The 14,008-nt window shown below is 62.8% G+C and carries 13 protein-coding genes and 2 pseudogenes; 9 read left to right on the top strand and 6 right to left on the bottom strand.

From position 1 onward, the window contains the following. The first annotated feature begins 20 nt into the window (after positions 1-20). The 7 genes and pseudogenes from BN9444_RS03505 to crgA all read left to right on the top strand — a co-directional run bounded on the left by BN9444_RS03505 (position 21) and on the right by crgA (position 8,625). Complete coding sequence (locus BN9444_RS03505) at positions 21-470, top strand: FHA domain-containing protein FhaB/FipA (protein WP_066492831.1); 450 nt, start codon at positions 21-23, stop codon at positions 468-470. Continuing rightward, a complete protein-coding gene (locus tag BN9444_RS03510) occupies positions 467-1,918 on the top strand; it encodes a PP2C family protein-serine/threonine phosphatase (protein ID WP_066492828.1) in 1,452 nt (483 codons plus the stop codon). Before BN9444_RS03505 ends, BN9444_RS03510 begins: the two co-directional genes overlap by 4 nt. Further along, on the top strand, positions 1,919-3,268 hold the full coding sequence (locus tag BN9444_RS03515; RefSeq protein WP_066492827.1) for an FtsW/RodA/SpoVE family cell cycle protein: 1,350 nt from the start codon (positions 1,919-1,921) through the stop codon (positions 3,266-3,268). Further along, positions 3,265-4,849: pseudogene (locus BN9444_RS03520) on the top strand (penicillin-binding transpeptidase domain-containing protein). Before BN9444_RS03515 ends, BN9444_RS03520 begins: the two are co-directional and overlap by 4 nt. A 6-nt stretch (positions 4,850-4,855) precedes the next feature. Next, entirely contained in the window at positions 4,856-6,286 is a 1,431-nt protein-coding gene (locus tag BN9444_RS03530) for a serine/threonine-protein kinase (protein WP_066511188.1), read from the top strand. Between the two features lie 48 nt (positions 6,287-6,334). Beyond that, entirely contained in the window at positions 6,335-8,278 is a 1,944-nt protein-coding gene (gene pknB / locus BN9444_RS03535; RefSeq protein WP_066492814.1) for a Stk1 family PASTA domain-containing Ser/Thr kinase, read from the top strand. Positions 8,279-8,355: 77 nt separating this feature from the next. Then, positions 8,356-8,625 carry a cell division protein CrgA gene (gene crgA / locus BN9444_RS03540; protein ID WP_066492811.1) on the top strand — a complete coding sequence of 90 codons (270 nt, stop codon included), beginning with the start codon at positions 8,356-8,358 and terminating at the stop codon, positions 8,623-8,625. A gap of 230 nt (positions 8,626-8,855) precedes the next feature. Here the strand turns inward: crgA and BN9444_RS13420 are convergent, their stop codons facing one another. Beyond that, entirely contained in the window at positions 8,856-9,248 is a 393-nt protein-coding gene (locus BN9444_RS13420) for a hypothetical protein (protein WP_077210025.1), read from the bottom strand. 3 nt (positions 9,249-9,251) lie between these two features. After that, the gene (locus BN9444_RS03550) at positions 9,252-9,446 is read right to left on the bottom strand and encodes a toxin HicA (protein ID WP_066492808.1); all 195 of its coding nucleotides are present in this window, start codon (positions 9,444-9,446) and stop codon (positions 9,252-9,254) included. Positions 9,447-9,888: 442 nt separating this feature from the next. Here BN9444_RS03550 and BN9444_RS15330 point away from each other — a divergent pair, with 442 nt between their 5' ends. Beyond that, positions 9,889-10,236: an integrase core domain-containing protein gene (locus BN9444_RS15330; RefSeq protein WP_066492806.1), complete on the top strand. Its 348-nt coding sequence runs from the start codon at positions 9,889-9,891 to the stop codon at positions 10,234-10,236. A 377-nt stretch (positions 10,237-10,613) separates the two neighbouring features. Here the strand turns inward: BN9444_RS15330 and BN9444_RS03560 are convergent, their stop codons facing one another. Together BN9444_RS03560 and BN9444_RS03565 are read right to left on the bottom strand one after the other, a co-directional pair. Continuing rightward, the gene (locus BN9444_RS03560; protein ID WP_066492804.1) at positions 10,614-11,285 is read right to left on the bottom strand and encodes a rhomboid family intramembrane serine protease; all 672 of its coding nucleotides are present in this window, start codon (positions 11,283-11,285) and stop codon (positions 10,614-10,616) included. Between the two features lie 131 nt (positions 11,286-11,416). Then, on the bottom strand, positions 11,417-11,947 hold the full coding sequence (locus tag BN9444_RS03565) for a peptidylprolyl isomerase (RefSeq protein ID WP_066492859.1): 531 nt from the start codon (positions 11,945-11,947) through the stop codon (positions 11,417-11,419). 80 nt (positions 11,948-12,027) lie between these two features. Between BN9444_RS03565 and BN9444_RS03570 the strand changes: the two genes are divergently transcribed. After that, complete coding sequence (locus tag BN9444_RS03570) at positions 12,028-12,669, top strand: HAD family hydrolase (protein ID WP_068801424.1); 642 nt, start codon at positions 12,028-12,030, stop codon at positions 12,667-12,669. 12 nt (positions 12,670-12,681) lie between these two features. Here BN9444_RS03570 and BN9444_RS15430 read toward each other — a convergent pair. Together BN9444_RS15430 and metE are read right to left on the bottom strand one after the other, a co-directional pair. After that, a pseudogene (locus BN9444_RS15430) lies at positions 12,682-12,780 on the bottom strand (ATP-binding protein); the annotation flags it as partial. A gap of 187 nt (positions 12,781-12,967) precedes the next feature. Next, the coding region (gene metE, locus BN9444_RS03575) for a 5-methyltetrahydropteroyltriglutamate--homocysteine S-methyltransferase (RefSeq protein WP_077210026.1) at positions 12,968-14,008 on the bottom strand (1,041 nt) is incomplete at its 5' end.

Genomic DNA, 14,008 nt, shown 5'->3' on the forward strand with positions numbered 1-14,008 from the left:
TTCCAGGAAGGCGGCACCACGTGTCCTCCGTTGTATTGCTCGGACTGCGCATCGCAATCCTGGCGCTGCTATGGATTTTTATCCTGGTAGCCCTCAATGCCATGCGCCGTGACGCGAACAAGGCGGCGGCCGTGACGGCATCGGCAAGCCCGGCGCGCACGCCGCACCGCAAGGAGGCGGCGCACCAGATCTCCATCGTGGAGGGCCCGCTGCAGGGCTCCCACATGGCGCTAGGCACGCTCGAGGACCTGGTGCTGGGCCGCGCCAACGAGTGCGACTTCGTGACGGGCGATGATTACTCGTCCGCACGGCATTCGCGGCTTTTCCGCCGCGGCTCCGACTGGTTCGTGGAAGATTTGGAGTCCCGCAATGGCACGTTCGTCAACGGCGTGCGCATTGACCAGCCCGAACGCGTGGGCGTGGGCACGGATATCAAGATGGGTCGAACCACAGTAAGGCTGATGCCATGAAACTCAAAGTAACGGCCCTCTCCGACCGCGGCCTCGTCCGCGGCAATAACGAGGACTCCGCATACGGCGGCACGTGGCTGCTCGCACTCGCGGACGGCATGGGCGGCCACGCGGCCGGCGAGGTCGCCTCGCAGCTCATGATCACGCGCCTCGAGCGGATTGATAAGGACCCGGGCGACAACGATATGCTGTCGATCCTGGCCGCAAGCGCCCGCGATGCGAACGTGGACATCAAGCGCCACGTCGACGAGCACCCAGAGACCGAGGGCATGGGTACGACGCTCAGCGCGCTCATGTTCAACGGCTCCGAGTTCGGCGTCATCCACGTGGGTGACTCCCGTGGCTACCGTCTGCGTGACGGCAAGATCGAGCAGATTACGAAGGACGACACCTTCGTCCAGTCGCTCGTGGACCAGGGCAAGCTCGACCCGGCGGACGTCTCGTCGCACCCGCAAAAGTCCCTGATTTTGAAGGCGTATACCGGCCACGACGTCGAGCCCACGCTGTTTATGCTCGACGCCAAGGTCGGCGACCGCCTTCTCCTGTGCTCCGACGGCCTGTCGGATCCCGTCACGGCGACCACCATCGAGTCCGCGCTCAAGCAGGGCAGCGTGGAGGATGCCGCACAGATGCTCGTCGAGCTCGCGCTGCGTTCCGGCGGCCCGGACAACGTGACGGTCGTTATCGCCGAGGTCGTGGAGGGCTCCAGCGAAGCTTCGTCCCCGCACCTCGTGGGCGCTATCGCCGGCGAGCTGCCGGAGCCCACGCATCCGGATTCCGCGGCCTCGCGGGCGGCGAAGCTTAACCGCGCCGTCCCGTCGACCACCGCACAGACCATGGCGCATGTCGGCGATAAGGACGGTGAGGGGGGCTCCGAGGATTCGGAGCCTGCCCCACGGGGCAAACTCGGCTGGATCGTGGTCTCGTCCATCCTCGTCGTCCTCATCGCCGTCGTCGCCGCCGGCCTGTGGGCGAAGAACGCCATGACGGACCGCTACTACGTCGCCACGGACGGAGAGATCACCGTCCAGCAGGGCACGGACTTCGAGCTCTTCGGCCGCGCGCTGCACTCCACCTACCAGCACGCCTGCCTCAACGAGAAGGGTGAGCTGGGGCTCAGGACGGCAGACTGCACGGGCGATTTTTCCCCGTTCACGCTCGAGGCCCTTCCGGCCTCGGAGCGCAGCGCGGCGGCCAACCTCGGCGCCGGCTCCTATGACGAGGTACAGGGACAGCTCGTGCGCCTGGCGGAGAAGACCCTGCCGGTGTGCGAGGCGTCGACAAAGCCTGCCGATGCCCCCAAGCGCTCGGCCTCGGCCACCCCGTCGGCTACCACGTCTGCTGCGCCGTCCGCTGCTTCGTCTGCTCAGCCGTCGTCATCGGCGGCTCCGTCGCCCACATCCACAATCCAATCTGAACCGGGAGTTAACTGCCGGGAGGTGAAGTAAATGAAGGCCCGTTTTCGCGGGACCGAGCTGGGGCTGCTGCTCCTCGCCACGGTCGTATTCTCCTTTATTCTCGTCGCTCTCGAACTCTCTCAAGGCAATTCACTCACCACGGAACTGTTCTATCTCATTGGCGGCTTCGTGGGCGTCTTCGCCGTCGCACACATAGCGCTCAGCTTCCTCGCGCCGTGGGCGGACCAAATCATGCTGCCCATCGTCGCCCTGCTCAACGGCATGGGGCTTATCATGCTTGCACGCCTCGACCTCGCCAATGGCTGGGGACTCGCGTCGCGCCAAATCATGTGGACCATCGCGGGCATCGTGCTCTTTGTCCTCGTCCTCGTGCTCCTCCGCGACCACAAATCGCTCACGCGATACTCCTACATCTTGGGTGCGCTCGGTCTTATCCTTCTCGCCCTGCCGCTCGTGTGGCCGCAGCCGCCGGATGCCGAAGCCCGCATCTGGCTGTGGCTGGGGCCCTTCTCCTTGCAGCCGGGCGAGCTGTCGAAGATCCTGCTCATCTTGTTCTTCGCCATGCTGCTCACGCAGAAGCGCTCCCTGTTTACCGTGGCGGGCTATAAGTTCCTCGGCGTCTCGCTCCCGCGCCTGCGCGATCTCGCGCCCATCCTCGTGGTGTGGGCCATCGCGATTGCCATCATGGGCATCTCCAACGACTTTGGTCCGGCCTTGCTCCTCTTCTCGACGGTGCTGGGCATGCTGTACATGGCCACCGGCCGCGTCTCGTGGCTGGCCATCGGTCTCTTCCTGGTCGCCATCGGCGCCTACGGCATCTACCAAATCTCGGACAAGATCCAGAACCGTTTCTCCAACTTCTTGGATCCTTTGGGCAATTATGATTCCGGCGGATACCAGCTCTCGCAGGCGCTGTTTGGCATGTCCTCCGGCGGCATCACCGGCACGGGTCTGGGCCAAGGTCACCCGGAAATCGTCCCCGTGGCGCACTCGGACTTCATCCTCGCGGGCATCGGCGAGGAGTTCGGTCTCATCGGTCTCGGCGCGGTGCTCATCCTCTTCGGCATACTGTGCTCCCGCGGCTTCCACACGGCGCTGCGCGTGCGCGACACGTACGGCAAGCTCGTCGCGGCGGGCCTCGCGCTCACCATCGCCATCCAGGTCTTCGTCGTCACCGGCGGCATCTCCGCACTCCTGCCCATGACGGGTCTCACGACCCCGTTCATGTCCGCGGGCGGCTCCTCTCTCATGGCTAACTACATCTTGCTGGGCATCCTGCTGCGCATCTCCAATTCCGCACGCAGGCCCGCGGTCGAGCACACCGCAGCGCAGTCCAGCGATACGTCCATGTTCCCGGCCGTCCAGGAGGCACACCGATGAACAAGTCGATCCGGCTCGCTGCGATCTTTGCAATCCTGTTGACCGCCATCCTGCTCGTGCGGCTCACCGTCGTCCAGGCTTTCTCCGATGAGAAGTATGCGGATAACCCCAAGAACCTGCGTGGCTTCTACGAAATGCAGACCACCCCGCGCGGGCAGATCTACTCCGGCGGCACCGTGCTCGCCCAGTCCACTGCGGACGCGGAGGGAATTTATACCCGCAGCTACCCGGCGGCATCGGCAGCCTACTCGCCCGTCACGGGCTACCTGTCCTCGCAGTTCGGCGCCTCGGGACTCGAGTCCTCGTATAACAACGTCTTGAACGGTACGGACGACTCACTCATGGGCCAGAACTGGCTCGACCAGCTCTCCGGCAAGCAGCCGCTCGGCGCGAACGTCGAGGTCACCATCGACCCGCAGCTCCAGCAGTTCGCGTACGACCAGCTCACGAACGCTGGCTACAACGGTGCGGCCGTGGCCCTCCAGCCCTCGACCGGCAAGATCCTCGCGCTCGCGTCCTCGCCGAGCTATTCCGCCGCGGACGTCACCAACGAGGACACCGGCGCGGACACGTGGGCGCAGCTCCAGGAGCAACCTGGCAACCCGCTCATCAACCACGCGACGCAGGAGACACTGCCTCCCGGATCGATCTTTAAAATCATCACCTCGGCCGCGGGACTCAACAACGGCTTCACGCCGGACTCGACGCTCACGGGCCAAAATTCGATCACGCTACCCGACAACGTGACGACGCTGACCAACTACGGCAACCAGATGTGCGGCGGCTCCGCGCAGGTCACGCTGCGCACCGCCTTCTCCCTGTCGTGCAATACCGCGTTTGTGGAGATGAGCGAGTCCATCGGCGCGGACGAACTGCGCAAGTACGCAGACGCTTTCGGCGTGGGCCAGGACTATGACTTGGGTGTCGACATGTCCTCCGGCACGCTGGGCGATCTCGCGGATGCCTCCGCCACCGCGCAGTCCGCCATCGGCCAGCGCGACGTCACCATGTCCGCGCTCCAAGCGGCAAGCATGGCCTCCACCATCGCCAACAAGGGTGTGCGCATGACGCCGTACCTCGTCAACAAGGTGACCAACGCCCAGATGGAAGACGTCACCGTCACCAAGCCCAAGGTCGCCGCCACCGCCATTTCCGAGGAGACCGCCGCAACCATCCAGGACCTCATGTTCGGCTCTGAGCAGGCCACCTACGGCTATGACGGCAACGGTTTTGCCNGTGCCCACCGCCCAGAGGGAAGACGCCCCCGCCCCCAACCCCAAGGCCGCCGCCACCGCCATTTCCGAGGAGACCGCCGCAACCATCCAGGACCTCATGTTCGGCTCTGAGCAGGCCACCTACGGCTATGACGGCAACGGTTTTGCCTCGAAGACGGGCACGGCCGAGCACGGAGATGGACTTCCCCCGCACGTCTGGTACGTCGCCTACGACCCGGAGAAGGACATCGCCGTCGCCGTCGTCGTCAAGGACGGCGGCCACCTCGGCGAGGGCGCCACCGGCGGCCAAGTCTCGTCCCCCATCGGCCGCGCAATCCTGCGCGCTTACACCGGAACGGAGGGCTAGTCGCCCATGGAACAGGAACGCTTGCAAGAGCTCATCGGCTCCGATTACACCCTCCAGTGGGTCATCGGCCACGGCGGTATGTCCACCGTGTGGCTCGCGGATGACAACGTCCACCAGCGCGAGGTCGCCATCAAGGTGCTGCGCCCGGAATTCTCGGACAACAAAGAATTTCTCGGCCGCTTCCGCAACGAGGCACAGTCCGCCCAGCAGATCGACTCGGACAACGTCGTCGCCACCTACGACTACCGGGAGCTCAAGGACACGAACGGCGCCATGTTCTGCTTCATGGCGCTCGAATACGTCCGCGGCGAGTCCCTCGCGGACCTCCTTGCCCGCGAAGGCGCGCTGCCCGAGGCACTCGCCCTCGACGTCATGGAACAGGCCGCGCACGGTCTCTCCGTGATCCATCGCATGGGCATGGTCCACCGCGACATCAAGCCAGGCAACCTGCTCATCACGCAAAACGGCCAGGTGAAGGTCACCGACTTCGGCATCGCGAAGGCCGCGGCCGCTGTCCCGCTCACCCGCACCGGCATGGTCGTGGGCACCGCGCAGTACGTCTCCCCGGAGCAAGCCCAAGGCCACGCAGTGTCCCCGGCCTCGGACGTCTACTCGCTCGGCGTCGTCGGCTACGAGATGCTCTCTGGCAAGCGGCCCTTCTCGGGCGACTCGTCGGTGTCCGTCGCGCTCGCCCACATTTCCAAGGTCGCTGAGCCGCTGCCCACCACAATTTCCGCGCAGGCCCGCGAGCTCATCGGCATCGCGCTGCGCAAGGACGCCGCGCGCCGCTACGCGGATGGCAACGAGTTCGCGCTCGCCATCTCCCAGGTTCGTTTTGGCAAGCGTCCACCCGAGCCGGCCGGCGCTCCGGTTCCCGATATCGCCGAGCCGCCCTCACCCACCGCGTCGACGGAGATGCTCGCCAATGCGGCGCAGCCCACCACGACGCAACCGGCCGCAGTCGCGGTCTCAGAGAAAAAGCCCATCCTCCCCTGGATCCTCGGCGCCGCTGCCCTCCTCGGCGGCGGCATTTGGGCAGCGACGGCACTCACCGGCGGTGACGACGGCGAATCAACAGAGCCGACCTCCGCAGATCCCATCGTCGTCACGGAAACCGTTTCGTCGACGGAAGACGAGCAACCTGATCGCTCCACGGCTCCGGCAGCACCGACCAAGTCCCAACGCACGCCCACACACCGCACGCACGAGGCACCCACCGTGACGGAGACGAAGGCTCCGGCTGAGCCGCCTGCGGAGGAAGAGCAGAAGCCGCCCGCTCCCGTGGATGAAACGACGCAGGAGGAACAACCCGAGTTCACCACGCAAGCTCCCACAACCACGGAGGCTCCCAATACCGTGGAAACTGAGGTCAACCCATTAGACTCTTTAAGCGTTAACCCGACGCATTTCGCAACAAACCCCAGCGCGACTCTTTAATATGGCAAGTCACCGTTAAGGAACTTGTCAGGAAGGTATGCAGAAGTAATGCTCAATGACCGTTATTCGCTTGGCGAGGTCATCGGCTCCGGCGGCATGTCGGAGGTGTACGCCGCCGAGGACACGAGCCTCGGCCGCAGCGTAGCGGTAAAGATGCTGCGCCCCGAAATGGCACGGGACGTCAACTTCCGTGAGCGCTTCCGCCGAGAGGCCCAGAACTCCGGCAAGCTCAATCATCCCAATATCGTGCAGGTCTTCGACACCGGCGAGGACATGTCCTCCAATGTTGCCATCCCGTACATCGTGATGGAACGCGTCAACGGCCGCACGCTGCGCGACATCATCACCGAAGACGGCCCCATGACCCCGGAGGAGGCTGCGGAAATCCTCAAGCCGGTCGCGGACGCGCTCCAGGCCTCCCACGAGGCCGGCATTATCCACCGCGACGTCAAGCCGGCGAATATCATGCTCACCAACACCGGCCAGGTGAAGGTCATGGATTTCGGCATCGCTCGTGCCCTCGATGACTCGACGTCCGCCATGACGCAGACCTCCGCTGTCATCGGCACCGCGCAATACCTCTCGCCGGAGCAGGCCCGCGGCAAGACGGCGGACGCCCGCTCCGATGTCTACGCGCTCGGCTGCGTGCTCTACGAGTCCGTCACCGGCCGCACGCCCTTTGAAGGTGAGACCCCCTTCGCCGTCGCCTACCAGCACGTCCAGGAGGATCCGGTTCCGCCGTCCGAGTACATCGAGGAACTCTCCCCCACCCAGCGCGTCAATATCGACGCCGTCGTGCTCACCGCCATGGCCAAGCACCCGGCAGACCGTTACCAGTCCGCATGGGAGATGGCCGGCGATCTCGAGCGCCTCTCCCGCGGCGCCGTCACCCAAGCCGCGCGCACGCACATTTCCGCAGAAGACGACGCACCGACGACGATCACGCACGCGCCGGTCGCTTCGACGCGCCCCACGGGCACTGAGAAGTCTGGCTCCGGCCTCAAGTGGCTGGCTGCTCTGCTCGCCGCCGCGCTCATCGGAACCGTGGGCTACTTCGGCTGGGACTTTTACCAGAACTCCCGGGACCTCAAGCAGCAAGAAGCTGACCGCCGCGCCGAGGCCGCGCGCCAGGCAAACATGGTCATCATCCCCGAGGTCGAGAACCGCCCCCGCGCCGAGGTCGTCAAGGAACTCGAGGAGATGGGCCTGCTCGTCCAGGTAAACCAAGAGCCGAATGACGACGTCGCGCGCGACCGCGCCATCCGCATCAACCCTGCGGCAGGCTCGGAGTTGCAAAAGAACTCCACGGTCATCCTCACCGTGTCCTCCGGCAAGGAGATCACGGACGTTCCGGATATCACGGGCATGAACGTCGACGAGGCCACCCAAGCCCTCACGGACGCAGGCCTGGAGCTCGATGACACCGTCACCGAGGAATCCAATAAAGACATCCCTACGGGCCAGATCATCTCGCAGAACCCCGCGGGTGGATCCCAGCTGTCCAAGGGTTCCAAGGTCCGCATCACCGTGTCTACCGGCCCGGAGGATGTCTCCGTTCCGGATATAAAGGGCCTCAACGTCGAGGACGCCAAGTCCACCCTCGAGGGCCAGGATCTCAAGGTTCAGATCCAGATGGTCGACTCCACCAAGCCGGAAGGCACGGTGCTCTCCATGCCGGATACGTCGAACGCCAAGGCGGGCGACACCATCACCCTCCAGGTCTCCAACGGCATGCTCATTGCGGTGCCCGATCTCGTCCGCATGACGGAGTCCGATGCCAAGTCGGCCCTCAAGCAGTTGGGCTGGACCGGTTCGTTCACCAAGGGCGAGGTCGTCAACACGCCGGTGCCCACGGACGCTGGCCGCATCGCATGGTCCTCCGCCCAGTCTGGCCAAACCATCCGTAAGGACGCCGATATCCAAATCCGCGAATGGAAGTTCCTCAGCGATTTGGGCAACGCCTTCAACTCGGTTACGAATGGTGGCCGCTAAGCGTGAGCTAAAGCTGCTGGTACAGTAGTCGTATTCAAGGAAATAACTCCCACCGCACATCAAAGTGAAGGTACACCATGCCGAAGTCTAAGGTTTCGAAGAGCTCGACCCCTCAGGTCACGAGCACCTCAGCCAACCGCACCCCGGTCAAAATCAATAACGAGGGCACACCAAAGTGGTACATCGTCCTCATGCTGGGCCTCATGATCCTCGGCCTCGCCTGGATCATCGTCAACTACCTCGCCGGCGAGGATATCTCGTTCATGGCCGAGCTCGGCCCCTGGAACTATGGCATCGGCTTCGGCCTCGCCATCGTCGGCCTCCTCATGACGATGGGCTGGCGCTAACCGCCTCCCTGCCCTCTCACGGCGCCCTGGGAAACCCAGGGCGCCTTTTTGTGCTTTCCGATGCCCCCTCTCTCCTCACCGTCCCAGTGGCTCATGGTGTGAGCTGAAGCGTCGCCACAAATACGAATCATCCACCCCAAACCGCAAAAATACACAAACCACCACCACTCTCCAGACGCGAAGCGGCCAAGCCACGGAGTACTCCTGCTGCTTGCAGCTGCCGCGCATACTTAGGCAGTGCTGGTTTTCGCTTTGAGTATTTGCCCCACCCTGCCGTAGGTGATGCCAAGAAGGTAGGCGATATCGCGGTAGTTGTACCCACCATCCGCTAGCCGCCGAGCATGTTGCGACATATTGGCAAGCTCATGAGCTTCACGCTCGCGGATGGCGGCAAGTTGGTCGCGGGTAGCTTGAGCTTGTTGCTCTACTTCACCAACAAGGTCAAGATGAACGATAGCTGTTTCGGGCGAATCGGTAAGCTCCGGGAAAAGGGCGAGAGCGTCACGGATTTCTTCTTGAATCTGGTCAAGACGACGCGCCTGAACGATAACGCCAGGGTCTTCGACTAGCTGGGCAACCCACCAGTTCTCGCCGCGCTCAACACAGGCAGTAAACGTATTCATGTCCTACTGTTCCATTCCGATTTGCTTGTAGATTTTACGAGCCATGAGATTGTCAATCTCCTTATGGCGCCCCACGGTGGTGTACTTCTCGCCAACCCAGATTCGAGTATGGTTACCGCCCTCTTTAATCGTGAGCGTTTGACCCGTTCTTTTTGCAAAGTCGGCGATGTTTTTAAGAATGTCTTTCCGCTTCGTCACAACGATAGTATAGCAAACTAAACACTTTCAAGTATAGTCCGATATACTTACTTCCGATTGGGCTGACCAACTTCGGCTACTGCCGGTGAAGACAAAACATAGCAATGCAAATAGCTAGTGACATAGCAATTCCTATAGCTATTTGTTTAGCGTCACAGGTTGATGTGCTACTTGCAGCTACTGCGCGCGCCGCCTACGACCGCTCGACCGGCCGCACACCAATGACCGTACCGGCTTCCCCCCCCTGGCAACCGTGATTCCCCTCGCCTTGCTGGGGGCCGCTGCGCTCGCGGCTGTGGTCGGCGTCCGTCGGCGACGTGCCTAGTTCGTCAAACAGCTTCGCGATTTCCGGGTTAGCAAGCAACTTTCCTCAATCGCATCAATCTTAGCCTTATCGGCCGAGTCTCGTCGTACCATAGTAGTCATTCTGGCTTGTCTGCTTATGCGGAATGGAACTCCACACACAAACCATCAGACGCCCTCCCGGCTCCGGCAGGACCAGCGTGTTGACCAGCTTATTCACCACAGTGACCGAGGGGTCCAATACTGCGACTCCTATGACAATGCCCTAGCAGAGGCCATAAACAGCCTCTACAAGGGAGAATGCATCCACAACGTCAGCATCCACCCCACAGGCTTCACCACACTCGACGAAACCGAGAAAGCCATCACCAACTGGGTCGGCTGGTACAACAACCACCGACTCCACTCAGCCCTGGGCCACACCAGCCCCGTCGACTACGAGACCGCCTACTGGAACGCACTCTCCACCACGAACATAGTCGCCTGACCTAACCCAAAACCAGAAAACTACCCTCTAGAAAACACGGGGCTTGACACGGTGCGTGCAACAGTCAAATTACAAGAATGTGTTTTTGTGGGACGGGGGCATTTTCACACTTTCCACACGGTGCAGGAAAAGTTATCCACAGGTTGGGGATAAAGGTGTGGATAGTAGAATTCAACAGGTTTCTCCACACCCTGTGGAATTCCCCAATTCCCCTTTTCACACTGTGGTATTTTTCCCACACCCGACTCTGCACCCTGCGCGATCAGGGAAAACTCCGTTCGGATGTTCGGTAAATTACAAAAATGTAGTTATCCACAATGTGGATAACTGATGTGGAAAGATTTCGCACACTTGTCCGCGTGGAAAACACGCGGAGGTTATCCCCAAACTGCTGCTCGCAGTCCAATCCCCGCAATCACAAGGATCCCCACAATAAAAACACCGAGCCAGCGCACCCACACCCGGCGCGCCCGGAGGAACGGCAACAACACCAGCCCCGTCACGAGCCCGCCCACGTGCCCCCACAGCGAGACGCCCGGTGTCATAGCGGTATAGACAACGTTGGCAGCGATAAGGAAGAGTGGCGCCCGCAGGTCGAGTCCCTTCGCCCGGTAGACCCCCACCATGAGCGCCATAAGCCCGTAGAGTGCACCGGACGCTCCCACTGTCGGCTGGTCGAAGGCATTCCACAAGATGGCCAAACTGCCGCCCAATCCCGCGCACACATAGGCCGCCGTATAGAGCGCGCTGCCCAGCCATCGCTCCACTTCCCTGCCAATGAGAACGAGGAAGATCATATTGACCGCGAGGTGGCCCAGATCCAGGTGCATAAACATGGACGTCACGGGACGCAACCAATCGGCGCCGCCCGCAAGAACCGCAGGCCCCCACAGCGTCCACTCTGTTGCCAACTCCGAGTCGTAGTAGGCACCCGAAATCGAACGCGCCTGGATGGCTGAGATAATCCATGCTGCCGTGCACAAGAGCACGAGCACCGTCGACGCGGGCGCAACCTTGGCGTACGTCCGGGTCCATTCCTTGATGGTCATGGAGATGTCCTTATTTTCTTCTGGTCTTCTTCAGGCTTCTTCGCGTGGCTTCTGGTCGGCTAAAACCATCAAAGCCCGCGCTGCCAGTAGTGGCAGGCGCGGGCTTGCACGCTCGTGAAGCGCTAACTCACTTAAGCGATGTCGATAGACTCGATAACGACATCATCAACCGGGCGGTCAGCGTAGCCGGTGCGAACGCCGGCGATCTCAGCGACGACCTTCTTGGAGGCCTCATCGGTGACCTCACCGAAGATGGTGTGGTGGTTGTTGAGGTGCGGGGTCGGCGCCACGGTGATGAAGAACTGGGAGCCGTTGGTGCCCGGGCCAGCGTTGGCCATGGCGAAGAGGAACGGACGGTCGAACTGAAGCTCCGGGTGGAACTCATCCTGGAACTGGTAGCCCGGGCCGCCGGTACCGGTGCCGGTCGGGTCGCCGCCCTGGATCATGAAACCGTCGATGATGCGGTGGAAGATGGCGCCGTCGTAGAACGGGCCAGACTGCTCGCCCTTGGCGTTCTGGGTGGAGTAGTCCTTGGTGCCCTGTGCCAGGCCGATGAAGTTCTCAACGGTGACAGGGGCGTGGTTGCCATACAAGTCGATGACGATGTCACCGTGATTCGTGTGCATGGTTGCAGTTGCGGTCTTCTGAGTCATGTCCACCATCATAAAGAATTTCCCGACATGAGGGCGGATCGAAAGTAATGCCGAGAGCGATCACGGCTGCGCACCGTAGGATATGCACCATGTATAAGGCCATTCTCTTTGATCTGGACGACACTCTCCTCGACCATCAGGGGGCATTGCGTGACGGCGTCGACGAATGGTGCGTCTCGCTCGGGTTGCCCACCGGCCAGCACGCGCGCTTCCGCGAGCTGGAGAAGAAATGGTTTGCCGCCTACGAACGCGGCGAGGTGAGCCACCCCGGTCAGCGAGCTGGCCGATGCCGCGACTTCCTCAACCGCCTCGAGATGACCGAGGCCGAAGCGCTCGCTGCCTACGACGGTTACCTTGCGGCCTATGCCCGCAACTGGCGGGCGTTCCCGGATGCCCTACTGGTCCTCGAGCGGGCCCATGCCGCCGGTCTCAAGGTGGGCGTGCTCACCAATGGGGCGCGCGACATGCAGCAAGGCAAGCTCGCCGCGACCGGGCTGGACCTCGACTTCGTTGTACTCATCCCCACCGTCGAGCTCGGCACGCCCAAACCGCACCGCGAGGCCTACCTCGCAGCGTGTTCGATTATGGAATCCTCCCCCGCCGAGACCCTCATGGTCGGCGACTCGCTCGCCAATGACGTCGAAGGCGCCCGAGCTGCGGGCCTCGATGCGCTGTGGTTCGACCGCGCCGGTCGCGGTGATCTCGCCTCCCTCGACGAGCTCACTTTCTAAGCACTCAGTTTTCTACATCCCCAGCAGCGCGAGCGGCACAACGGCAATACCGTCGGGACGGCGGTAGGCCCTATCGCCCGTGGTAATGACCACCGCGTCCGCCATGGCATCGCCCCTGAGATATCACTGTTGCCCTCGAAAAGCTGTGCCATGCTCACGCTCGGTTCGAATCCAGCGCGAACGCATCATCCACGCTCCTACGGACAAAGTCCCAAGACTCGAGCATGCGCTGCCATTCGTCAATGAAGAAACCCCACCGCACGAGGAGTGAGATGCGATGGGGTACGAAGGCGGGACGCTAAACGGTGACGGACACTGTCGCACGAACCTCGTCGCGAGCGAGCACCATGTTGCGCAGTGCTGCTTCGGTCTCGGCATAGCCGCGGGTCTTGAGGCCGCAGTCCGGGTTAACCCACAGGCGCTCAAGCGGGAAGTGGCGCAGTGCCGCTCGGATGAGCTCGGCCATCTCGGCGACGGACGGCACGCGCGGCGAGTGGATGTCATAGATGCCCGGGCCGAGTGCGGAGTAGAAACGCTCGTCCACGTCGGCGAGAAGCTCCATGCGGGAGCGCGCGGCCTCGATAGAGGTGACGTCCGCATCGAGCGCGGCGACGGCCTCGATGATCTGGCCAAACTCGGAGTAGCACAGGTGCGTGTGAATCTGCGTCGTCGGCTTGGCGTCGAGCGCGGCGAGGCGGAAGGCGCGCACGGCCCAGGCGAGGTACTCCGGACGGCGTTCCTCGCGCAGCGGTAGCAGCTCGCGCAGGGCGGGCTCGTCGATCTGAATGATGTCGATGCCGGCCTGCTCCAGGTCGTGGACTTCGTCCGCGAGCGCGATGCCCAGCTGATCCGCGGAAACGGACAGCGGCACGTCGTCACGGTTGAACGACCACGCGAGGATGGTGACCGGGCCGGTGAGCATGCCCTTGACCGGCTTCGTGGACAGCGATTGCGCAAAGGCAGACCACTCGACGGTCATCGCGCGCGGGCGGGAGATATCGCCCACGACCAGCGGCGGACGTGTGCAGCGGGAGCCGTAGGACTGGACCCAGCCGTTGTCGGTGACCACGAAGCCGTCAAGCAGCTCCGCGAAGTACTGCACCATGTCGTTGCGCTCCGGCTCGCCGTGGACGAGGACGTCGAGGCCCAGACGCTCCTGCAGTTCGACGACCGCGCGGACTTCGTCCTTGAGCGCCTCCTCGTACTCGGCGTCCGTGATCTCCCCCGCCTTGTGGGCCGCACGCGTCTGGCGGATCTCCTGCGTCTGCGGGAAGGAACCAATAGTGGTGGTCGGCAGCAGCGGGATGTCCAGGGACTTCTGCGTCTCAGCACGCTCGGC

The sequence above is a fragment of the Corynebacterium phoceense genome (genome assembly GCF_900092335.1).
GTDB classification, from domain to species: domain Bacteria; phylum Actinomycetota; class Actinomycetes; order Mycobacteriales; family Mycobacteriaceae; genus Corynebacterium; species Corynebacterium phoceense.